General features: G+C 59.9%; 21 protein-coding genes. 7 read left to right on the top strand and 14 right to left on the bottom strand.

Annotated elements, in window-relative coordinates; genetic code table 11:
* Positions 1-18 precede the first annotated feature (18 nt).
* Positions 19-1,332 carry a sorbosone dehydrogenase family protein gene (locus tag PS14A_RS07280; RefSeq protein WP_212615612.1) on the top strand — a complete coding sequence of 438 codons (1,314 nt, stop codon included), beginning with the start codon at positions 19-21 and terminating at the stop codon, positions 1,330-1,332.
* Positions 1,333-1,460: 128 nt separating this feature from the next.
* Here PS14A_RS07280 and PS14A_RS07275 read toward each other — a convergent pair whose 3' ends face one another.
* The 5 genes from PS14A_RS07275 to PS14A_RS07255 form a co-directional block, all read right to left on the bottom strand.
* Positions 1,461-1,997 carry a C40 family peptidase gene (locus tag PS14A_RS07275; RefSeq protein WP_041479547.1) on the bottom strand — a complete coding sequence of 179 codons (537 nt, stop codon included), beginning with the start codon at positions 1,995-1,997 and terminating at the stop codon, positions 1,461-1,463.
* Positions 1,998-2,212: 215 nt separating this feature from the next.
* Positions 2,213-2,830 (bottom strand): NlpC/P60 family protein, encoded by a 618-nt coding sequence (locus tag PS14A_RS07270; RefSeq protein WP_016773699.1) that lies wholly within the window; start codon positions 2,828-2,830, stop codon positions 2,213-2,215.
* A 191-nt stretch (positions 2,831-3,021) separates the two neighbouring features.
* Positions 3,022-3,726 carry a DnaA regulatory inactivator Hda gene (gene hda, locus PS14A_RS07265; RefSeq protein WP_007919828.1) on the bottom strand — a complete coding sequence of 235 codons (705 nt, stop codon included), beginning with the start codon at positions 3,724-3,726 and terminating at the stop codon, positions 3,022-3,024.
* A 206-nt stretch (positions 3,727-3,932) separates the two neighbouring features.
* Positions 3,933-5,006 (bottom strand): AI-2E family transporter, encoded by a 1,074-nt coding sequence (locus tag PS14A_RS07260; RefSeq protein ID WP_137215953.1) that lies wholly within the window; start codon positions 5,004-5,006, stop codon positions 3,933-3,935.
* Positions 5,007-5,040: 34 nt separating this feature from the next.
* On the bottom strand, positions 5,041-6,099 hold the full coding sequence (locus PS14A_RS07255; protein ID WP_212615611.1) for a DUF2066 domain-containing protein: 1,059 nt from the start codon (positions 6,097-6,099) through the stop codon (positions 5,041-5,043).
* Positions 6,100-6,472: 373 nt separating this feature from the next.
* Between PS14A_RS07255 and purM the strand changes: the two genes are divergently transcribed.
* Genes purM through PS14A_RS07240 form a run of 3 tightly spaced genes read left to right on the top strand, consistent with a single transcriptional unit; the run spans position 6,473 to position 8,903 of the window.
* Entirely contained in the window at positions 6,473-7,531 is a 1,059-nt protein-coding gene (gene purM, locus PS14A_RS07250) for a phosphoribosylformylglycinamidine cyclo-ligase (protein WP_039763675.1), read from the top strand.
* Complete coding sequence (purN, locus tag PS14A_RS07245) at positions 7,531-8,181, top strand: phosphoribosylglycinamide formyltransferase (protein WP_212615610.1); 651 nt, start codon at positions 7,531-7,533, stop codon at positions 8,179-8,181. The genes purM and purN overlap by 1 nt, the downstream gene beginning before the upstream one ends.
* An 8-nt stretch (positions 8,182-8,189) precedes the next feature.
* A complete protein-coding gene (locus tag PS14A_RS07240; protein ID WP_056783915.1) occupies positions 8,190-8,903 on the top strand; it encodes a DUF3108 domain-containing protein in 714 nt (237 codons plus the stop codon).
* A gap of 236 nt (positions 8,904-9,139) precedes the next feature.
* Here PS14A_RS07240 and PS14A_RS07235 read toward each other — a convergent pair whose 3' ends face one another.
* Both PS14A_RS07235 and PS14A_RS07230 read right to left on the bottom strand, forming a co-directional pair.
* Positions 9,140-10,765, bottom strand: coding sequence for a methyl-accepting chemotaxis protein (locus PS14A_RS07235; protein ID WP_212615609.1), 1,626 nt, complete (start codon positions 10,763-10,765; stop codon positions 9,140-9,142).
* 138 nt (positions 10,766-10,903) lie between these two features.
* Positions 10,904-11,926, bottom strand: a complete 1,023-nt coding sequence (locus PS14A_RS07230) for an amidohydrolase family protein (RefSeq protein WP_212615608.1) — start codon at positions 11,924-11,926, stop codon at positions 10,904-10,906.
* Positions 11,927-12,079: 153 nt separating this feature from the next.
* Here PS14A_RS07230 and PS14A_RS07225 point away from each other — a divergent pair, with 153 nt between their 5' ends.
* Both PS14A_RS07225 and PS14A_RS07220 read left to right on the top strand, forming a co-directional pair.
* Positions 12,080-12,496, top strand: coding sequence for an OsmC family protein (locus PS14A_RS07225; protein WP_212615607.1), 417 nt, complete (start codon positions 12,080-12,082; stop codon positions 12,494-12,496).
* A gap of 61 nt (positions 12,497-12,557) precedes the next feature.
* Complete coding sequence (locus tag PS14A_RS07220; protein WP_212615606.1) at positions 12,558-13,424, top strand: pirin family protein; 867 nt, start codon at positions 12,558-12,560, stop codon at positions 13,422-13,424.
* Positions 13,425-13,751: 327 nt separating this feature from the next.
* On the opposite strand, the gene PS14A_RS07215 is transcribed toward PS14A_RS07220, so the two are convergent.
* From PS14A_RS07215 to PS14A_RS07200, 4 genes are all read right to left on the bottom strand, one after another.
* Positions 13,752-14,480 (bottom strand): dienelactone hydrolase family protein, encoded by a 729-nt coding sequence (locus PS14A_RS07215; RefSeq protein ID WP_212615605.1) that lies wholly within the window; start codon positions 14,478-14,480, stop codon positions 13,752-13,754.
* Between the two features lie 69 nt (positions 14,481-14,549).
* Positions 14,550-16,454 (bottom strand): molecular chaperone HtpG, encoded by a 1,905-nt coding sequence (gene htpG / locus PS14A_RS07210; protein WP_130912565.1) that lies wholly within the window; start codon positions 16,452-16,454, stop codon positions 14,550-14,552.
* Between the two features lie 81 nt (positions 16,455-16,535).
* Entirely contained in the window at positions 16,536-16,988 is a 453-nt protein-coding gene (locus PS14A_RS07205) for a PaaI family thioesterase (protein ID WP_016773686.1), read from the bottom strand.
* Positions 16,985-17,461 (bottom strand): PaaI family thioesterase, encoded by a 477-nt coding sequence (locus tag PS14A_RS07200; protein ID WP_024012154.1) that lies wholly within the window; start codon positions 17,459-17,461, stop codon positions 16,985-16,987. The genes PS14A_RS07205 and PS14A_RS07200 overlap by 4 nt, the downstream gene beginning before the upstream one ends.
* 158 nt (positions 17,462-17,619) lie before the next feature.
* Here PS14A_RS07200 and PS14A_RS07195 point away from each other — a divergent pair, with 158 nt between their 5' ends.
* On the top strand, positions 17,620-17,856 hold the full coding sequence (locus tag PS14A_RS07195) for a hypothetical protein (protein WP_007959016.1): 237 nt from the start codon (positions 17,620-17,622) through the stop codon (positions 17,854-17,856).
* 62 nt (positions 17,857-17,918) lie between these two features.
* Here the strand turns inward: PS14A_RS07195 and PS14A_RS07190 are convergent, their stop codons facing one another.
* The 3 genes from PS14A_RS07190 to brnQ all read right to left on the bottom strand — a co-directional run bounded on the left by PS14A_RS07190 (position 17,919) and on the right by brnQ (position 20,638).
* Complete coding sequence (locus tag PS14A_RS07190; RefSeq protein ID WP_016773683.1) at positions 17,919-18,320, bottom strand: MAPEG family protein; 402 nt, start codon at positions 18,318-18,320, stop codon at positions 17,919-17,921.
* Complete coding sequence (locus PS14A_RS07185; protein WP_016773682.1) at positions 18,320-19,057, bottom strand: DUF599 family protein; 738 nt, start codon at positions 19,055-19,057, stop codon at positions 18,320-18,322. The genes PS14A_RS07190 and PS14A_RS07185 overlap by 1 nt, the downstream gene beginning before the upstream one ends.
* A gap of 267 nt (positions 19,058-19,324) precedes the next feature.
* Positions 19,325-20,638: a branched-chain amino acid transport system II carrier protein gene (gene brnQ, locus PS14A_RS07180; RefSeq protein WP_016773681.1), complete on the bottom strand. Its 1,314-nt coding sequence runs from the start codon at positions 20,636-20,638 to the stop codon at positions 19,325-19,327.
* Positions 20,639-20,812: the final 174 nt, after the last annotated feature.

The raw sequence follows: 20,812 nt of genomic DNA, 5'->3' as shown, positions 1-20,812 counted from the left end.
TCATAGGGAAGATCAGCAATGCGCAAGGCCCAACTCGCTCTTATCATCGCCGTCGCTGGCGGGCTCGCCGCCTGCGGTGAAACCTCCAGCCTGCAAGTCTCCGACGGCACCGGCCCGTCACCGAAACTGCCCGAACCGAACAAGACGCTGATCCCGACAGTGAACATCGCCCCGGCGGTGGGCTGGCCGGAAGGTGCGAAACCGACCGCTGCGGCCGGCACCCAGGTCGCCGCGTTTGCCGAAGGCCTCGATCACCCACGCTGGCTCTATGTGTTGCCCAACGGCGATGTGCTGGTGGCGGAAACCAATGCGCCGCCCAAGCCCGATGACAGCAAAGGCATTCGCGGCTGGGTGATGAAGAAAGTCATGGGCAAGGCCGGTGCCGGTGTACCCAGCCCGAACCGCATCACCCTGTTGCGTGATGCCGACCACGATGGCGTCGCAGAAACCCGCACGGTATTTCTGCAGAACCTCAACTCGCCGTTTGGCATGACGCTCGTCGGCAACGATTTGTACGTAGCCGACACCGACCGCCTGCTGCGCTTCAACTACGAGCCGGGCGCCACCGAGATCAAGACCCAACCGATCAAAGTCGTCGACTTGCCCGGCGGCACGCTGAATCACCACTGGACGAAAAACGTCATCGCCAGCAAGGACGGCAACAAGCTCTACGTCACCGTCGGCTCGAACAGTAACGTTGGCGAAAACGGTCTGGATCAGGAAGAAGGCCGCGCGGCGATCTGGGAAGTCGATCGCGCGACCGGCAATCACCGAATCTTCGCCTCGGGTATCCGCAACCCCAACGGCCTCGCCTGGGAACCTACCAGCGGCGCATTGTGGACAGCGGTCAACGAGCGTGACGAAATCGGCAGCGATCTGGTGCCGGACTACATCACCTCGGTCAAGGACGGCGGCTTTTATGGCTGGCCGTTCAGCTACTACGGCCAGCACGTCGATGTGCGGGTCAAGCCGCAGAATCCTGATCTGGTGGCCAAGGCCATCGCTCCGGATTACGCCGTCGGTCCGCACACCGCTTCGCTGGGCCTGACCTTCGCCGATGGCAACCGCTTGCCGGCGCAATTCAAGGAAGGCGCATTCATTGGCCAGCACGGCTCGTGGAACCGCAAACCGCACAGCGGCTACAAGGTGATTTTCGTGCCGTTTACTGGCGGCAAACCGACTGGGCAGCCGGTGGATGTGCTGACCGGTTTCCTCGACAAGGACGAGAACGCGCTGGGCCGCCCTGTGGGCGTGGTGATCGATCAGCAAGGTGGCTTGCTGGTGGCGGATGATGTCGGGAACAAGGTGTGGCGCGTTTCGGCCAGCAAATAAGCTGAGCACGACGTAAAAAAATGTGGGAGCGAGCCTGCTCGCGAAAGCGGTTTATCAGTCAAATCATTGTCGACTGACACTCCGCCTTCGCGAGCAGGCTCGCTCCCACAGTTCGTTATGCATTCGAGCTAGGGGTTATGCGCCAGCTGCCCCGGCTGCAACACCCGCTTGGCGCTCAGATACGCCTTCTGCCAATAGGCCTTCGACAGGCTATCGAGCTTGACCGTGCCACCCGTGGCCGGTGCGTGCACGAAGCGCCCCTCACCGACGTAAATTCCCGCGTGACTGACCTGCGAGCCGCCATTGGTGGCGAAGAAAATCAGGTCGCCGGTCTGCAAGCCTTCCTTGCCGACATTCGGCGCCTGCATGACGATCATTTCGCGGGTCGAGCGTGGCAGCGAAATTCCCGCCGCGTCGCGGTAGACGAAACCGATCAGACCACTGCAATCGAAACCGGAATCTGGCGTGTTGCCGCCCCAGCGATACGGCGTGCCGACCAGGCCGAGGGCGCGGAACAGCACGTCTTCAGCAACCGGGGAAAAAGCCTGGGAGGGAGCGAACACGATCGGCGCGCGAACCACGGGGGCTGGCGGCGGTGTGCGGCTGGCGCAGGCGCTGAGCAGCGCGGCGCAAAGGATCAAGGTGAGGCGGGCCGACATCGTCATAAGCAGAACATCCTGATCTGGCTGCGGCTTTCTCTGCCGGATGGACAGAAACAAAACCGCCTGCGTCATCACGCAGGCGGTTTGCCATCAATATAGATTCAGGATTCTAGCGGCTACGCGGCAAACTTCAAGTAAGACTTTAACTTCACCTTGTAAAGTTTAGGTCTACTCCGTTGCCGTGCCGTTTTGTCGCCGCGGAAGCAGCGACATCGGGCTTACTTGCGGGCAGTGACCACGGTCGGCGCCATGGCGAGTGCACGCTTGGCTTCGATGAAAGTCTTGCTCCAGTAGCTGTCACCCAGGCTGTCGATGCGAACACCGCCGCTGCGACGACTGCTGGAGTGAATGAACTGGTTGTCACCCAGGTAGATGCCGGCGTGACTGACACGACCGCGACGACCATTGGTGGCGAAGAACAGCAGATCACCCGGCTCAAGATTGCTGCGCGAAACCAGCGGCGCATCAACGTTGATCATTTCGCGAGTGGAGCGCGGCAGGTTCATGCCCGCCTCTTCGCGGAACAGGTAACCGATGAAACCGCTGCAATCGAAGCCGGCTTCAGAGGTACCGCCGAAACGGTAACGGGTACCGATCAGGGACATGCCGCGCTCGAGGATGCTGTCAGCCAGAACAGGAAGCTGATAAGGCTTGCTGCCGTTGAACTGGTTGAGTTCTTTTTCGGTGTCCAGCTCTTCCTGGTAAATAACGGAAGACTGGGCAGTAGCAGAATTCTTGACCTGTTGCGGCGGCTCTTGAACCGGAGAATGAGCAGCACAACCGAATAACAGGGTGACGAGTGCGAGAGGCACGAGGGGTGCGAAGCGCTTTAGCATGGGCACGACCGTGGCTGATAGTTGTAAAGAAGCCGAGACTATGCCCGCTATCGTCCTCATTTGCAAATTCAATCGAACTTTATGTGACTTCCCGGTTTCGCGTTTACATCTAAGCGCGTAACTCGCCTGGCCGGTGGATCGCCGCAAATAAGCGGGTTTTCTGGCGCCTGAAAGCTGGCAAAAGCCCACTACTACCAGCCAAGAGTTTCCTTGAGGAAGGGAATGGTCAGCTTGCGTTGCGCTTGCAGGGACGCTTGGTCAAGCTGCTCAAGCAGATCGAACAGCGCGCTCATGCTGCGCGTGCCGCGAGTGAGAATGAAGTGCCCGACTTCATCGGTCAGGTGCAACCCACGACGTGACGCGCGCAATTGCAGCGCACGCAGTTTGTCTTCATCGGAGAGCGGGCGCATCTGGAAGATCAGCGCCAGGGTCAGGCGCGATTTCAGGTCGGCGAGCTTCACTGGCAATTCGCGCGGCGAAGTGGACGCGGCGATCAGCAGGCGCCGACCGCTGTCACGCAGACGATTGAACAGATGGAACATCGCCTCTTCCCAGTCCGCCTTGCCGGCAATCACCTGCAAGTCATCCAGGCAGACCAGTTCGTACTGTTCGAGGTTGTCGAGGATTTCCACGCCGCGATCCATCAACTCGGCCAGCGGCAGATACACCGCCGGTTCGCCCATCTGCTCGAAGCGCAGGCACGCGGCCTGCAACAGATGTGTGCGCCCGACGCCGTGTTTGCCCCACAGGTAGATCAGGCTCTCCGTCCACCCGGCGTCGGCTTCGCAGAGACGCTCGACATAGCCGAGTGCAGCGGCATTGGCGCCTGGGTAGTAGTTGATGAAGGTGGCGTCGTCACGCAGACGCACACCTAGGGGCAGCTGAATCGGTTTCATGCTGACTGAACAGTTCTCAAAGGAACCGTTAGTGGCCTCTGTGTAAAGTTGGCGAAGTTTATACCCGTGAGGCTGAGCGCACAATGCGACAGACCCCAAGCAAAATCAAAGGTTTGCGTTGACGCAGCGGTTTGATGACAGATTCTCTGGCGCCCTCGCTCGTACGAAACGGGCCAGCCCGGCCAAGCGCCGGGCGGCCCGCGCCATCAAAGCTCAGGTTCGTCAACGCCGCTGTAGATCCCGGAATCCTTATACAAGTCGTGGACATGACGCACCAGCACCATGATCACCGCCGCCACCGGCAGCGCCAGCAACACCCCGGTAAAACCGAACAGCTCGCCGCCAGCCAGAATAGCGAAAATCACCGCCACCGGGTGCAGGCCGATACGATCCCCGACCAGTAGTGGCGTCAGCACCATGCCTTCCAGCGCCTGACCGACCATGAACACTGCGACGATCCCGACCATCGGGTACAGATCGCCACCGAACTGGAACAACCCGGCGATCAACGCCGCACCGATGCCGATGACAAACCCCATATACGGCACGATCGCTGCGAGCCCGGCAATCAGGCCGATCAACAGCCCCAACTCCAGACCGACGACCATCAAGCCAGCGGCGTAAATCACACCCAGCGCAACCATCACCAGCAACTGTCCACGCACAAATGCGCCGAGCACTTCGTGGCACTCACCCGCCAGCGCAACCACGCGCTCTTCGCGATCACGTGGCAGCAGGCTGCGGATCTTGCCCATCATCACGTCCCAGTCGCGCAACAGATAGAAGCTCACCACCGGGATCAGCACCAGATTCGCCAGCCAGCCGATCAGCGCCAGGCTCGAGGCCGTGGCCTGACTCAGCACCACGCCGACGATGTCGGTGGTCTGGCCCATGTGCTCGCTGATCGCGGCTTTGACCTTGTCGAATTTCCAGAAACCGTCCGACAAACCAAGCTTCGCTTGCGCCCACGGCACAGCGGTGTGCTGCAACCAGTCGAGCATCTGCGGCGCCAGCTCGTACAGACGCACCAGCTGCTTGGCGAGCATCGGTACCAGCACCAGCATCAACGCCGTGACGATCAAGGTGAACAAGGCAAACACGGCAATCACGCCCCAGGTTCGCGACAGCCCGAGCCGCTCCAGACGATCAACCAGCGGATCGAACAGATAAGCCAGCAACAACGCGACCAGAAACGGCGTGAGGATCGGGTGCAGCAACCATACAAACGCGCAAAGCAGGACTACCCCACCGAGCCAGAACCAACGCCGCGTATCGGCCATTTACCACTCCTGATGCTTCTATATAAGGAAAGACTTACCAGCGAAACCGCAACGACGGTGTCGCCGCTGCCGGGGTCGGCGCTGCGACCGCAGGCGTACCATCCGCCGCTGGCTGGGCAGGCGCCACCGGGGCCGGCACTTCGGCCGGCAGCTCCTGCAACTTCGCCAGCGACAATTGCGCGCGCAATTGATCGACGCTGCCATTGACCCGGTAGACGATCCGATCACCCTGCACGCTTTGCAGACGCACGCCGAACGGTTCGAGTAACCGCAGCAGCGCCGCATAATGCTCCAGATTCATGCCCTGCACTTCCAGGGTCTGCTGACCCGACGCGCCGGGCTTGGCGACAAATCGCGGCGCAAGACGCTCGGCTACCGCCAGCATCACCGCATCGGCAACAGCTGCCTGATCGGCGCCCTGTACGCTGCCGGCCTCTTTCTGATCACCGAGCCACAAGCGCCATTTCGCCTGCCACTGCCCGCCCTCTTCGCGCGCGTGCACCGCCAGCAAGGCGTCAGCGTTGTAGCGTTCCGAAGCACTGCGCAGAGGCGCGGGATCAGCGCTTTCCAGCGCAGGTGCGTTGGCGACCAGTTGCTCACTGAGATCAGCCAGTGGCAAACGCAGTGGCAAACCGCGATGTTGTGCGGCCGTGCGCAACGTTGCGGCTGCGGCCTGACCATCACCGACCAGGCTCGCACCTTCAGTTGAATCGTTCAGCCACCAGCCGAGGATCGACGGTCGACTGGCGCCCCACACCGGCAACCCGGCCCGGCGCAAGGCCTGCTCGGTGGTTGCCGGATCGAAGTCGACTTTCAGCACTTCCGGTGGCCCGGCATCGAAACCGAACTGGCTGATGATCTGCTGCGGATCCTTGCGAATCGGCGCCAGCCCCGGGTTCTGCGCGGCTTTCGGGTCGCCGGTCAGGCGCAGCACCAAGGTATCGAGCGCCGCCTGCGTGGCGCGATCGCGCTCTTCCGGCGCCTGGCCGTTGACCGGTTGACGCACCTGATACAGGCCTTTGAGGTTTTCGGCATGGCTCGCCAGGCTGACCAGCGTCAGGCAGCCTACAAACAATAATTTACAAAAACGCATGGAAAATTCCCGTCGACAGGAGCGGCTGGAACACGCCGCGTGAACCGTTTGAGCAAGGCTGTGACCCCCACCCCTGGCGAAACATTCACACGGTGGCGGTAAGTTTTTGCACAGTCCTAACGATAGACGGTTAATCGCCACACCTTATACAGGCAGTCATAGCCTGCGATTGCAAAAAATTTCCGCCGATATGGCCCTGCCCGTCGGTGCGAGGATGGCCGCTGCCCCTCAAGCCTGATAAAATCGCGCGCCTTCGCAGACCGGCAACAGCCGGGCCCCTCGAAACTCGCGTGAGGCGATCGCCCATCGAGTTCGATGTTCCCGCTGAACTCGGTCGTTACCCCCTGAATCCCCTCCCCTAAAGGCCTGGATCATGAGCAAGCAACCCTCCCTGAGCTACAAGGACGCCGGTGTAGACATCGACGCCGGTGAAGCATTGGTCGAACGCATCAAGAGCGTCGCCAAGCGCACTGCGCGCCCGGAAGTCATGGGCGGCCTGGGCGGTTTCGGCGCCCTCTGCGAAATCCCGGCCGGCTACAAGCAGCCAGTGCTGGTCTCCGGCACCGACGGCGTCGGCACCAAGCTGCGTCTGGCGCTGAACCTGAACAAGCACGACAGCATCGGCATCGACCTGGTCGCCATGTGCGTCAACGACCTGGTGGTGTGCGGCGCCGAGCCGCTGTTCTTCCTCGACTACTACGCCACCGGCAAACTGAATGTCGACACCGCTGCCCAAGTGGTTACCGGTATCGGCGCTGGCTGCGAACTGTCGGGTTGCTCGCTGGTTGGCGGCGAAACCGCTGAAATGCCAGGCATGTATGAAGGCGAAGACTACGACCTGGCCGGCTTCTGCGTCGGCGTCGTGGAAAAGTCGGAAATCATCGACGGCTCGAAAGTCGCCACCGGTGACGCCCTGATCGCCCTGCCATCGTCCGGCCCGCACTCCAACGGCTACTCGCTGATCCGCAAGATCATCGAAGTCTCCGGTGCCGACATCGAGAACACCCAGCTCGACGGCAAACCGCTGACCGACCTGCTGATGGCCCCGACCCGCATCTACGTCAAGCCACTGCTCAAGCTGATCAAGGACACTGGCGCGGTCAAGGCCATGGCCCACATCACCGGTGGCGGCCTGCTCGACAACATCCCGCGTGTACTGCCAAAAGGCGCACAGGCTGTAGTTGACGTGGCCAGCTGGACGCGCCCGGCCGTGTTCGACTGGCTGCAAGAGAAAGGCAACGTTGATGAAACCGAGATGCACCGCGTGTTGAACTGCGGCGTCGGCATGGTCATCTGCGTGGCTCAGGAGCACGTCGAAGTGGCCCTGAACACTCTGCGTGACGCTGGCGAGCAGCCTTGGGTCATCGGTCAGATCGCCGTGGCCGCCGAGGGCGCTGCGCAGGTCGAGCTGAAGAACCTCAAGGCTCACTGATGCCAAAGCCCTGTGATGTCGTGGTGCTGTTGTCCGGCACCGGCAGTAACTTGCAGGCTCTGATCGACAGCACGCGGACCGGCGACAGCCCGGTCCGCGTCGCTGCGGTGATTTCCAACCGCGCCGACGCCTACGGCCTGCAACGCGCCCGCGACGCGGGTATCGCCACCCGCTCGCTGGATCACAAGGCATTCGAGGGCCGCGAGGCCTTCGATGCCGCACTGATCGAACTGATCGACCAATTCAACCCCAAGCTCGTGGTACTGGCCGGCTTCATGCGCATTCTCAGCGCTGATTTCGTGCGCCACTACCAGGGTCGCCTGCTCAACATCCACCCGTCGCTGCTGCCCAAATACAAAGGGTTACACACTCATCAGCGGGCGCTGGAGGCCGGCGACACGGAACATGGCTGCTCCGTGCACTTCGTCACCGAGGAACTCGATGGCGGACCACTGGTCGTACAAGCAGTATTACCGGTAGAGTTGCACGACACGCCGCAGAGTCTGGCGCAACGAGTCCACGCTCAGGAACACCTGATCTACCCGATGGCGGTACGCTGGTTTGCCGAAGGCAGGCTGACACTCGGTGACCAGGGTGCTTTACTCGACGGCCAGCTACTCGCCGCCAGCGGCCACTTGATTCGAAACTAGGAGATATTATGCGTCGCGCCCTGCTCTTCGCTTGCGCTCTGCTCGCCCTGCCCTTCGCGCAGGCAGCTGACCTTCAACCGTTCTCCGCCAGCTACACCGCCGACTGGAAGCAGCTGCCCATGAGCGGCACCGCCGAACGCAGCCTGACCAAGGAAGCCGACGGCGTCTGGAAGCTCAGCTTCAAGGCATCGATGATGATCGCCAGCCTGACTGAAGAAAGCACCCTGAAGCTGGACAAGGACACCCTGCTGCCACAGTCCTACCACTTCGAACGCGGTGGTCTGGGCAAAGCGAAAAAGGCTGATCTGGACTTCGACTGGGCCAATAAACTGGTGACCGGCACCGACCGTGGCGACGCGGTGAAAATCCCGCTGAACCGCGGCATGGTCGACAAGTCAACCTACCAACTGGCGCTGCAGCACGACGTTGCCGCCGGCAAGAAAAGCATGAGCTATCAGGTCGTCGATGATGGCGAAGTCGATACCTACGACTTCCGCGTGCTGGGTTCGGAAAAGGTCGACACCAAGGCCGGCCAGATCGACGCGATCAAGGTCGAGCGCGTGCGCGATCCGACACAAAGCAAGCGCATCACCGTGCTGTGGTTCGCCAAGGACTGGGATTACCTGCTGGTGCGTCTGCAACAGGTCGAGACTGACGGCAAGGAGTACAACATCATGCTCCAGGACGGTACGGTCAACGGCAAGACTGTCAAAGGCAGCTGATCGACCGCAACAACAAAGAGCCCCGCGAATGCGGGGCTTTTGTTTATCTGTTGATACTGCGCGGCGGCCCTACCCCTCACCCCAGCCCTCTCCCGAGGGAGAGGGAGCCGACCGAGGTGTCTGCCGCTAACAATCGACCTGAGAAACCGAGTCGAATATGGATTCCAGAGCATCGCACGATTAGTCCCCTCTCCCTCCGGGAGAGGGTTAGGGTGAGGGGCTTTTGAAGGTCAAACTCACACCGAAAACCGCGCCACCATCCCGTTCAGATCCACCGCCAACTTCGACAATTCCTGACTGGCCGCACTGGTCTGATTGGCCCCCGCCGATGTCTGCATCGCCAGATCACGAATATTCATCAGGTTGCGATCCACCTCGCGCGCCACCGCTGCCTGCTCTTCCGAGGCGCTGGCGATGACCAGATTGCGCTCGTTGATCAAGGTAAACGCCGAGGCAATTTCGTCCAGGGCCGAGCCTGCGCTCTTCGCCAGCTCGAGGGTCGAGCGTGCCCGAGAATTGCTCTGCTGCATCGAGCTGACCGCCGAATCGGTGCCCTGCTGAATCCCGCCGATCATCTGCTCGATTTCCTGGGTCGACTGCTGGGTGCGATGAGCCAGCGCGCGCACTTCATCCGCCACCACCGCAAAGCCGCGCCCGGCATCGCCGGCGCGCGCCGCTTCGATCGCGGCGTTGAGGGCGAGCAGGTTGGTCTGTTCGGCAATCGAGCGAATCACGTCCAGCACTTTGCTGATGCCATGAACCTTTTGCGCCAGCGCCTCGACCTGCGCCGCATTATTGGTGACGTCGCCAGCGAGAAACTCGATCGACGTCACCGTCTGCTGCACCTGCTCGCGCCCTTGCCGGGCGATACGGTCGGATTCGCGGGAAGCTTCGGAGGTGGCCACGGCGTTGTTCGCCACCTCTTCAACCGCTGCTGTCATCTGGTTGACCGCTGTGGCGGCCTGCTCGATTTCCTGACTCTGCTGATGCAAGCCGCGAGTGGCGTCTTCGGTGACGCTGCTGAGTTCTTCGGCTGCCGAGGCCAACTGCGTTGACGACTCGGAGATGCGCCGGATCGTGTCGCGCAGATTGTGCTGCATGCTTTTCAGCGCTTGCAGCAGGCGCGCCGGCTCGTCTTTGCCAACGATGTGAATGTCGCCGGTCAAATCCCCACCGGCCACGACTTCGGCCACGCTGAGCGATTGCGACAACGGCACGACAATGCTGCGCGTCAGCAGCAATGCCAGGCCAATGGTAATCAGCGCAGCCATGGCGATCATAACCCCGACCCACACCCGCGACTGACTGAATACCAAGCGTGCAGCCTCGGTGGCCAGATTGGCATTGTGTTTATTCATCTCGACCAGATCGCGCAGGGTCACGGCAATCTCATCGGCCAGCGGACTCATCTGGTCATTGAGCATCGCCGAAGCGTCTGCCACCCGATTCTGCGCTGACAGCTGCAGGACTTGTGCCTGCAGTTCCAGGTATTTGTGCTCGGCAACCTTGAAGCGATCGAACAGCGCGCGCTCTTCCGGCAAAACGATCAACGCGTCATAACGCTGCTGCGCTTCGCTCAAGCCACTGCGCAGCTCGTCGAGCTTGGCGACATTCTGCTCCAGTGCCTTGGGGTCACGGTTGAGCAACAGGCGCATGGTCAAGGCACGCAGGCGCAGCATGTCCTGACTCATCTCACCGACCGCCATCACGCTTGGCAGCCAGTTGTTGTCGACTTCATCGGACTGCGCACGCATGTTCGACATTTGCAGCAAGGCGAACGCGCCAAGGGCGAACACCATCAAGGCCAGTAGGCCAAAACCGAGACCGGCACGCGGGGCAATATTGAGACTACGGATATTCATCACTCTGGCTCCTTCCAAAAGCGCTGCATCAGCCTGCAGCGGGTTGCTTTAGAAGGTATCGGCATTGCCGTGAAATTGCGTAAGACGAAAAAGCGATAGGCAGACGAGCGGCTAGTCCGAACCCGTGGCTTTGACGTTTCAGCGCGGACCGGCGGGTTTACCAGTGTTGCGCGGCAATATTGCCAGGAAGTTATCCCGCGCGACTTTGCGCGCCACCGCTTCCGGCAGCGCATCGAGAAACGGCTTGTAGCTGTGCATTTCCTGACCGAGCTTGTTGAACCGTCCTACTACGTCAGAGCCGAGCATGAAGCGCTCGGGATACTTTTCCACCAGCGCCAGCCATTCGGCGCGCGGCTTGCCCTGCTCGTCCAGCAAGTACGGCGTGAGCATGCTCCACGACAGGTCGATAAACAGATTCGGATAGGCCTCAAGCATGCGCGTCAGGGTTGCCAACAAAAACGGTAATTGCGTTTGATGCCGATGGATCTCGGCGCTGGTGCCGGCGTGCGCCCAGATGAACCGCGTGTGCGGATGATTACGCAGCGGCTCTTCGACCTCCTTCAGGTACAGCGGATTTTTCTCACGCTTGGAAGTGATGTTGGAATGCAGCATCACCGGCAGATCGTTTTCCGCAGCGAGGTGATAGATCTTGGTCATCGCCTCGTTGTTGGCCCGGGGTGTGTCGCCGGAGGTCAGCGCGGTCAGGTCATCGTGCCGGGTGAACACCTCGCCGATGCCCTGCCACAAACCCGGATACAGGTCGAGCATGCGCTGGATGTGCGCGGCGGAATTCTTGTCATTGGGATTGAAGCCGGACAGGAACGGATGAAAGTACTGGCGCTGCTCCGGCGCAAGTTTTTCCACCGCGTCGGCAATGATCACATCGGTGGCGCTGTACCAATAGGCATCGGCGTCATCACCGGCGTAATAACGCGGGCGCTTGGGTTCGTCTTCATGCCATTTCTTCGCCACGGGAATGCCGGAAATCATCACATGCTCGACGGAATTTTCTTTCATGGCCGTGAGCAATTTCTGCATGCCGGCGCTTTCCTGGAAAAAATCCACGTAATGCAGGTGCGCATCGCTGTAGGTGTATTCGCGGGCACTGGCGCTGCCAGCGAACAGCAGCAGACAGGCAAGACTCAGACGAGACAAGGACACAAGTAATCTCCGGCAGATGGGCATAGCCTAGACCGCGCCCGAACGACAAGGGTTCATCCCTGCCCAACAGCGGAACGCCCACTGCCGGGAATGCTCTATAACTGCAAGGTCTGTTTTGTTCGAACGATTTTTCCTGCCGCCTGTGAGGTTTCCATGACTGTTACCGTCAATACCGTCTCTGCCGAAGGTTTTCGTCACACCGTCCAGATCGACGACCACGAATTGTTTGCCGATGTACCGAAAATCGCCGGTGGTGAAGGCACCGCACCAGAGCCACACGATTACTTCGACGCTGCGCTGGGCGCCTGCAAAGCGCTGACCGTGAAAATGTATGCGAAGAAAAAAGACATCCCGCTGACCGGCGTGGGAGTCGAGGTAAAGCGCGACAACAGCCAGGAACAGAAAGGCAAATACGCCCTGCATGTCACCCTTACGCTCAAAGGCGTACTCACCGACGCCCAGCGCGAGGAACTGCTGCGCGTGGCCGATCGCTGCCCGATTCACAAATTGATGACCACCAGCGAAGTCAGCATCGAAACTCACGCACCACAAGGCTTCGACAGCCAATAATCCTCCTGATGCCAGCGGCGGGTTATGCTTCTGGCATCACCCGCTCAGCCTGGAATGCACCATGGACACGCCACTCCTGATCATCCGCCCGCGCGCCGAAGACGTCGAAGGCCAGCCGATTCTGCGCCCGCTGCCGTCAGCCAAATGCCGCAATGTCGGACCTTTCGTGTTTTTCGACCACATGCTCGAAACGATTTATCCGACGGGCAAAGGTATGGACATCCGACAGCATCCGCACATTGGTCTGTCGACGCTCACCTACTTGTTCGAAGGGCAATTGCAGCACAAGGACAGCCTGGGCTCTGATCAAGTGGTCGGTGCCGGCGATGTCAGCTGGATGACCGCCGGCAGCGCCATCGCCCACGTCGAGCGTACGCCAGCGCCCCTGCTCGCCGAGACCTTCACCCTGCACGGCCTGCAAGTCTGGCTGGCCTCGCCCAAGGCACACGAACAGGGCCCGGGGCATTACAGCCATCACCCGGCAGCGACGTTGCCGCTCAGCGATAACCTTGGCGTGCAGATCCGCATGATTGCCGGGTCAGGCTTTTGCCTGGAATCGCCGGTGCCGGTGCTTTCTCCTACGCTGTATGCGGAAGTGAAGATGCAAACGGCGACCACTCTGCTGATTCCGACCGAGCATGAAGAACGCGCGGTGTATGTGTTGAGCGGTGATGCGCAATTGAATGGCGAGGCGATCGAGCCGCATGCGCTGGTGGTGTTGCCAGCCGGCGAAGAGATGAGCCTGTTTGCCGATAGCGATGTGCACGCGGTGGTGTTCGGCGGCGCACCGCTGGACGGTCCGAGGCGGATCAACTGGAATTTTGTTGCAAGCGATCCGGCGGCGATTGATGAGGCACGGCGCAAGTGGGCGGCCGGGAATTGGCCGACGGTGCCGGGGGAAGTCGAGCGGATCGAACTACCGCGCTAAGCCGCTTACCCTCACCCCAGCCCTCTCCCAGAGGGAGAGGGAGCCGACCGAGGCGTCTTGCGTTATACATCGACCTGAAAAGTCTCGGCGATTATGGATTCGCCTGTTCACGTTCAGGTCGACGTCACTCCCGAGCAACCCCCAATCAGTCCCCTATCCCGGAGCGATAGGGAGCCGACCGAGGCGTCTTGCGTTATACATCGACCTGAAAAATCCCGGCGATTATGGATTCGCCTGTTCACGTTCAGGTCGACGTCACTCCCGAGCCCCCCCCCAATCAGTCCCCTCTCCCTCCGGGAGAAGGCTAGGGTGAGGGGCTTTTCGCTTTTAACCGTTGAACACTTCATCCAACAGATCATGCATCGACTTGAACGCGCGCCTGGCGGTCTTTTCGTCGTACATCATCTTGCCCGGCACATTGGCGTGCGGATCGGTAAACGAGTGCACCGCGCCGCCGTAGCTTAGCAGTTGCCAGTCGACCTTCGCCGCGTTCATTTCATCTTCGAACGCCGGCAATTGCTCCTTCGGTACCAACGGATCGGACGCGCCGTGCAGCACCAGCACCGAGCCCTTGATGTTCTGCGCATCCGCCGGGTTCGGCGAATCCAGCGTGCAGTGGAACGACACCGCCGCTTTTACCGGCGCGCCGGTGCGGGCCAGGTCCAGCGCACAGCAACCACCGAAGCAGAAACCGAACACCGCCAGTTTCGAAGTATCCACCGTGGCTTCGCCCTGGCTCTGCAATTGCTCGAAAGCCACTTGCAGACGTTTGCGCAACAGCGCGCGGTCGTCCTTGAGCGGCATCATCGCTGCCAGCGCCTCATCAGCGTTCTGCGGACGCACGCTCTGGCCGTAGACATCCGCGATCAGCACCACGTAACCCTTGGCCGCTACCGCTTTGGCGATGTCTTCGGCACCGGCGCTGACGCCCATCCAGTTCGGCGCCATCAGCAAACCCGGGCGCGCAGCCTTATGCTCGGCGTCGAACGCCAGGCGGCCCTCATAGGCTTGGTCGTCAATCTGATAGACCACGGAACGTACAGTGACTTGGCTCATTTCTGACTCCTGATTGTGTAAACACCAGAACGAAAAAACCCGCCGAAGCGGGTTTTTCCTACAACATGATCAAACCGACAGTTCAACCAGCAGCTTGTTCAGACGGCGCACGTATGCGGCCGGATCCTTCAAGCTGTCGCCCGCTGCCAGGGCGGCCTGATCGAAGAGGATGTGCGACAGGTCGCCAAAACGCTCTTCGCTCTGCTCGCCATCGAGTTTCTCGATCAGCGGGTGGCTCGGGTTGAATTCGAAGATCGGCTTCGAATCCGGGACTTTCTGCCCGCTGGCTTCGAGGATCTGGCGCATTTGCAGGCCCAGGTCCTGTTCGCCGATGGCCAGAATGGCCGGCGAATCGGTCAGACGATGGGATACGCGGACTTCAGCCACGGAATCACCCAGCGCAGTTTTCAGACGCTCGACCAGGCCTTCTTTGGACTTGGCGACTTCTTCTGCGGCTTTCTTGTCCTCTTCCGAGTCCAGGTTGCCCAGATCGAGGTCACCGCGTGCCACGTCGACAAACGTCTTGCCGTCGAATTCGCTGAGGTAGCTCATCAGCCACTCGTCGATGCGATCGGTCAGCAGCAGCACTTCGATGCCTTTCTTGCGGAAGACTTCCAGGTGCGGGCTGTTCTTGACCTGCGCGTAGGTTTCGCCGGTGAGGTAGTAGATCTTGTCCTGACCTTCCTTGGCGCGGGCCAGGTAGTCAGCCAGACCGACAACCTGCTCGCCGTCGTCGCCCTGGGTCGATGCGAAACGCAGCAGACCGGCAATTTTCTCTTTGTTGGCGAAATCTTCTGCCGGGCCTTCTTTCATGACCTGACCGAAATTTTTCCAGAAGCCCTTGTATTGCTCAGGCTCGTTCTTCGCCAGTTTTTCCAGCATGTCGAGCACACGCTTGGTCAGCGCGGTTTTCATCGAATCGATGATCGGGTCTTTCTGCAGGATCTCACGCGACACGTTCAGCGACAGGTCGTTGGAATCGACCACGCCTTTGATGAAGCGCAGGTACAGCGGCAGGAACGACTCGGCCTGATCCATGACAAACACACGCTGCACGTACAGCTTAAGGCCTTTCGGCGCTTCACGCTGGTACAGGTCAAACGGCGCGCGGGCCGGCACGTACAGCAGCGAGCTGTACTCAAGCTTGCCTTCAACCTTGTTGTGGCTCCACGACAGCGGATTTTCGAAGTCGTGAGCGATGTGTTTGTAGAACTCCTGGTATTCCTCGTCCTTGACTTCAGTGCGCGGACGGGTCCACAGGGCGCTGGCGCGGTTGACGGTTTCCCATTCAACGGCGGGGGCCTCTTCGCCTTCGGCCGGAGTGACTTCCTTCGGCAGTTCGATCGGCAAAGCGATGTGGTCGGAGTACTTCTTGATGATGTTGCGCAGACGCCAGCCATCCGCGAATTCGTCTTCACCGGACTTCAGGTGCAGGACGATGCGGGTGCCGCGCTCTGGCTTGTCGATAGTGGCGACTTCGAACTCGCCCTCGCCTTTCGACGACCAGTGCACGCCTTCGCTGGCATCGGTGCCGGCGCGACGGCTGTAGACATCAACCTTGTCGGCAACGATGAAGGCCGAGTAGAAGCCGACACCGAACTGGCCGATCAGGTGCGAATCTTTCTTCTGATCGCCGGACAGGTTTTTCATGAAATCGGCGGTGCCGGATTTGGCGATGGTCCCCAGGTGGGTGATCACATCGTCACGGTTCATGCCGATACCGTTGTCTTCGAGGGTGACGGTCTTGGCGTCCTTGTCGAAGCTCACTCGGATTTTCAGCTCAGCGCCACCTTCGAGCAACTCCGGCTTGGCCAGGGCTTCGAAGCGCAGCTTGTCGACAGCGTCAGAGGCGTTCGAGATCAATTCGCGAAGGAAAATTTCCTTATTCGAATACAGCGAATGGATCATGAGGTGCAGCAGCTGCTTTACCTCGGTCTGGAAGCCCAGGGTTTCCTTTTGAGTTTCCACACTCATGGTCATCAAACTCCAATCAGATGGCATTGGCCGCGACCCGAATGGTCTGCGGCGGGTTGTCATCTGAGTTGGGGGCGCTGTTCAGGATTTCAAGGGCTCATCAATTTTGAAGTGCGCGCGGGCCGTGGCGATCGGTTCGGCCTCGGTACTCTGCCACGCAGTGACCGCAACGTTGGCGACGCGACGGCCCTGGCGGCACACCTGACACCTGGCCCAAGTGTCGCGAAACTGCCCGGCGCGCAGGTAATCGAGGGAAAAATCGATGATCTTCGGCACACCCGGCGTGCCGGTGAAAATCAGCAGATGCAGGGCTGCGGCCAGCTCCATGAACCCGGCAATCACCCCGCCATGGATCGCCGGCAATAAAGGGTTACCAATGTTGTCCTTGTTCGCCGGCAGCTTGAACAAGAGCTCATCGCCGACTCGCGAGCACTCGATACCGATCAGCCCGGCATAAGGAATCAATGCCAGCAGCGGCGCGTAATCGCCCTGCGCGTGAGCCTGTTGCAGCTGCTCCCTGAGATCGTTGCTCATTGGCTCGCTCCCTTGATCGCGCCAGCGAAACCCTTGCTGCCCTTCAGACCGATGCCCATGCGCATGAATGTGCCGACGACGTGGGCAATCGGTTGCTCGGGATCGTCCTGGTAGGCAAAACCACGGGCAAAGATCACGTCGGTGGTGACGCGATAGCACTGGGCAAAGCCGTACACGGCTTTGTTCGGTTCGGCGGCGTGCATGTAGTCGATGCGCAGATCGAGGGTCGGACAGACTTCGAACTCCGGCAGCACGCACAGGGTCGACATGCCACATGCAGTGTCCATCAACGAAGTGATGGCACCGCCATGGATGACTCCGGTTTCGGGATTGCCGACGATTTTTTCGCTGTACGGCAGGATCACCGTCAGCCCTTCGCTGGAAGCACTGTGCACTTGCAGACCCAAGACCTGACAGTGGCGCAATGCCGATAAAAAGCGCGTCGCGCGCTCAAAAACGGGGTTTTCGGCCATGTGATAATTACTCGCGTTTGGGCCTTGTGCCAGTATTGAGAAAAGCGGCAAAAGTTCCGTGATAAAACAAACTTATATATCTGAAACAATTGAGGAACTTAACCCGTAGCGCCGAGTTCTTAAGGCCAGTAGTTATTTTCCATAAGGAGATACACCCCATGCGTAAGACTTTAGCTATTGCCTTGATGTTGACCGCTTCCCTCGGTCTCGCTGCCTGCGATAAAAAATCCGAGGACAAAGCTCAAGATGCCAACCAACATGCTGAGCAAGCTCAGCAAGACATGAACAAAGCTCAGGATAAAGTGAACGACGCAGCAAAAGAAAACGCCGAAGCTGCCAAAGCTCAGGCTGAATCGAACGCCGCTGCTCAAGAAGAAGCCGCCAAAAAGCAATAAGCTTTGTGGTGTGAAAGGAAAACCCGCCAAGTGCGGGTTTTCTTTTGCCTGCGATTTACCGGTTAGAGCAACACGGTTCTAAAAGTCGGACTAATCATCAGCAACAACGAACAGATGAAGCCAACTAGCCACATCAGGCTGCGCAACTTCGCCAGATCGGCCAGATAGAACCACAGATAGAACACTCGCGAGATCACGAAGATGATCGCCAGCGCATCGATCAGCCAGCCGGCGGTTTGCGTGGTGTGCGCCATCAGCACGCCGACAGCGAACAGGATGAAGGCTTCGATGCTGTTCTGATGGGCCGCCAGCGCCCTCGCACCGAAGCCAGTCAACTGCGCCTGCTGCTGCCGAGGCAAGTGATTGTCATACCCGCCCTGCTCTTTCATGGCCTTGGCCACCGGCATGCGCGCCACGTAGATCAATAAAGCACTGATAAACACACACCAGAACGGAATACTCATCAAACAGCCTCTTTGTTCGCCTCAGGGACGGGCGCCTCTGTAGGGGTATAAACCATGACATCAAGAACGTCGGAATGAAACTCGCGGCGATACAACACCACCACGACCCCCGCGCTCATGATCATGAACAGCCACGGGCTGACGAACCACGCCAGCATGCTCATGCCGAAGTAATAAGAGCGCAGGCCGAAGTTGAACTGGTTGGCCGCCATCGAAATCACCCGCGCCGCCCGTGAAGCGAAGGCCTTGCGTTCCTGCTCGGTCACTTGGCGCTCACCGATCATCGGCGCTGAACCGACCAGAATCGCAGCGAAGTTGTATTGGCGCATGCACCAACTGAAAGTAAAGAACGCATAGACGAACACCAGTGCCAGGCACAGCAACTTGATCTCCGACATGCCCTGCGACGCCTGCTGCACCATCGGAATATCCGCCAACAACGACACGGCTCGGTCGGACGCGCCGAGCACGGTGAGAATACCGGCGAGGATGATCAGCGTGCTGGACGCGAAAAACGAGGCGTTGCGCTCCAGATTGCCGATCACGCTGGCATCGGCGATGCGGTTGTCACGCAGCAGCATGCGGCGCATCCAGTCTTCGCGGTACAGGTGCAACACGCTGGCCAGACACGCCGTATCACGGGCCTTCCAGGTGGCATAACGGGTGTAACCGCCCCAGCAGACGACAAACCAGACGGCAGCGAGCAAGTGGATCAGATTGGCTTGGATGAACGACATGCAATTCCTTGTGAGATGTGATCACGGTACAAATTACCTGTGGGAGCGAGCCTGCTCGCGAAAGCGGCGTACCACGCAACACTCATGGCGGCTGACATAACGCATTCGCGAGCAGGCTCGCTCCCACATAGCGATTTCGGCAACCCTTCGACGTTAGCTCAGCAAAAAAGACACTGCCTCCCGCGCATAAAAAATGCCCCGTATCGATTGATACGGGGCATTTCTGTTTAACCGGGGCTGACCCACTTGTGGCGGGTCCGAACCACGTCAGGCAGTGACTTCGCTGCGCTTGCCCAGCAGGCGATCACAGACCACGGCGACCACCAGGGTCATCACGCACGGCACCAGCCACGCCAGACCCTGCTCGCTCAGCGGCAGATGGGTCAGCTGAGTTGGCATCCAGTCGGCCAGACCAGCGCCTTTCAGGGCGTCGATGGTGCCGAAAACGAAGGAAACCAGCATCACCGGGCCAAGAATGCGCCCGTGCTCATGCCAGAAATCCTTGCAGAAGCTCAGCGCGACCAGAACGATGCACGGCGGGTAGATCGCGGTGAGTACTGGAATCGAGAAGGCGATCAGCTTGGTCAGACCAAGGTTGGAGACCAGCAGCGAGAACGCTGCGAGGATAATCACCAGCGTCTTGTAGGACAGTGGCAGCACACGGCTGAAGTACTCAGCACAGGCACAGGTCAGGCCGACCGCCGTGACCAGACACGCCAGCGAGATCAGCACCGCAAGGAAACCACTGCCCAGCGAACCGAAGGTGTGCTGCACGTAAGCATGCAACACCGCCGCGCCGTTGGTGGCGCCGACCGCGACTTCATGGCTGCCGGACCCGAGGCGGAACAGGCTGACGTAGACCAGTGCCAGACCCACGCCGGCAATCAGCCCGGCGATGATCGCGTAACGGGTGATCAGCGCCGGCGACTCGACGCCACGAGAGCGAATCGCGTTGACGATAACGATGCCGAATACCAGTGCGCCGAGGGTATCCATGGTCAGGTAACCATTGATGAAGCCTTGGGAAAACGGTGCCGCCACATACTCTGGAGTGCCGTGACCGATGTCACCCGCCGGCAAGGCGAACGCGGCGATGCCCAGTACTGCCAGCGCAATGATTTTCAGCGGCGCGAGGAAGCGGCCCACGGTATCCAGCAAACGCCCAGGGTAGAGCGAAATGAAGAACACCAAGAGGAAGTACACCGAACTGTAAAGGAACAGCGCCAGCGGGCTCTCGCCGGTCAATGGCGCCAGACCCACTTCGAAGGATACGGTTGCGGTACGCGGAGTGGCGAACAGCGGCCCCACAGCCAGATAGCATGCCGCCGCGAGGATACCACCGGCGATCTTGCCGATCGGGCTGCTCAACGCATCCATCGCGCCGCCAACCTTGGCCAGCGCCACCACGGTAACCACCGGCAAACCTACGGCGGTGATCAGAAAGCCCAGCGCGGCCATCCAGACATGAGGCCCGGCCTGCAAGCCGACGATCGGCGGGAAGATGATGTTACCGGCCCCGACAAACAGGGCAAACGTCATAAAACCAAGTGCCAGGATGTCCTGACCTTTCAAAACTTTCATTAAGGTAATACCACACTACTGAAATCGGAATTTAGAGGGGGATTGCCCTGTTGGATTAGGGAAATGCTGTCGATCCGTATGGGACTGACCCTTAAAGCGCGTGGCTGCCTTGTGGGCGGCGGACGCAAAAATGGCTGCCAGCCTAACGAATTTGCCTGACAAACGCACTGTTGG

The sequence above is a fragment of the Pseudomonas sp. 14A genome, assembly GCF_018132745.1.
Lineage (GTDB): Bacteria > Pseudomonadota > Gammaproteobacteria > Pseudomonadales > Pseudomonadaceae > Aquipseudomonas > Aquipseudomonas mercuritolerans.
The sequence above is the reverse complement of the archived record's forward strand: the minus strand, read 5'-3'. Positions and strand labels throughout refer to the sequence as shown.

Excerpts from the sequence above, each read along its gene's own strand:
- PS14A_RS07280 (WP_212615612.1), top strand. The coding sequence starts at position 19 with ATGCGCAAGGCCCAACTCGCTCTTATCATCGCCGTCGCTGGCGGGCTC.
- PS14A_RS07275 (WP_041479547.1), bottom strand. The coding sequence starts at position 1,997 with ATGACGATGTCGGCCCGCCTCACCTTGATCCTTTGCGCCGCGCTGCTC.
- PS14A_RS07270 (WP_016773699.1), bottom strand. The coding sequence starts at position 2,830 with ATGCTAAAGCGCTTCGCACCCCTCGTGCCTCTCGCACTCGTCACCCTG.
- hda (WP_007919828.1), bottom strand. The coding sequence starts at position 3,726 with ATGAAACCGATTCAGCTGCCCCTAGGTGTGCGTCTGCGTGACGACGCC.
- PS14A_RS07260 (WP_137215953.1), bottom strand. The coding sequence starts at position 5,006 with ATGGCCGATACGCGGCGTTGGTTCTGGCTCGGTGGGGTAGTCCTGCTT.
- PS14A_RS07255 (WP_212615611.1), bottom strand. The coding sequence starts at position 6,099 with ATGCGTTTTTGTAAATTATTGTTTGTAGGCTGCCTGACGCTGGTCAGC.
- purM (WP_039763675.1), top strand. The coding sequence starts at position 6,473 with ATGAGCAAGCAACCCTCCCTGAGCTACAAGGACGCCGGTGTAGACATC.
- purN (WP_212615610.1), top strand. The coding sequence starts at position 7,531 with ATGCCAAAGCCCTGTGATGTCGTGGTGCTGTTGTCCGGCACCGGCAGT.
- PS14A_RS07240 (WP_056783915.1), top strand. The coding sequence starts at position 8,190 with ATGCGTCGCGCCCTGCTCTTCGCTTGCGCTCTGCTCGCCCTGCCCTTC.
- PS14A_RS07235 (WP_212615609.1), bottom strand. The coding sequence starts at position 10,765 with ATGAATATCCGTAGTCTCAATATTGCCCCGCGTGCCGGTCTCGGTTTT.
- PS14A_RS07225 (WP_212615607.1), top strand. The coding sequence starts at position 12,080 with ATGACTGTTACCGTCAATACCGTCTCTGCCGAAGGTTTTCGTCACACC.
- PS14A_RS07220 (WP_212615606.1), top strand. The coding sequence starts at position 12,558 with ATGGACACGCCACTCCTGATCATCCGCCCGCGCGCCGAAGACGTCGAA.
- PS14A_RS07215 (WP_212615605.1), bottom strand. The coding sequence starts at position 14,480 with ATGAGCCAAGTCACTGTACGTTCCGTGGTCTATCAGATTGACGACCAA.
- htpG (WP_130912565.1), bottom strand. The coding sequence starts at position 16,454 with ATGAGTGTGGAAACTCAAAAGGAAACCCTGGGCTTCCAGACCGAGGTA.
- PS14A_RS07205 (WP_016773686.1), bottom strand. The coding sequence starts at position 16,988 with ATGAGCAACGATCTCAGGGAGCAGCTGCAACAGGCTCACGCGCAGGGC.
- PS14A_RS07200 (WP_024012154.1), bottom strand. The coding sequence starts at position 17,461 with ATGGCCGAAAACCCCGTTTTTGAGCGCGCGACGCGCTTTTTATCGGCA.
- PS14A_RS07195 (WP_007959016.1), top strand. The coding sequence starts at position 17,620 with ATGCGTAAGACTTTAGCTATTGCCTTGATGTTGACCGCTTCCCTCGGT.
- PS14A_RS07190 (WP_016773683.1), bottom strand. The coding sequence starts at position 18,320 with ATGAGTATTCCGTTCTGGTGTGTGTTTATCAGTGCTTTATTGATCTAC.
- PS14A_RS07185 (WP_016773682.1), bottom strand. The coding sequence starts at position 19,057 with ATGTCGTTCATCCAAGCCAATCTGATCCACTTGCTCGCTGCCGTCTGG.
- brnQ (WP_016773681.1), bottom strand. The coding sequence starts at position 20,638 with ATGAAAGTTTTGAAAGGTCAGGACATCCTGGCACTTGGTTTTATGACG.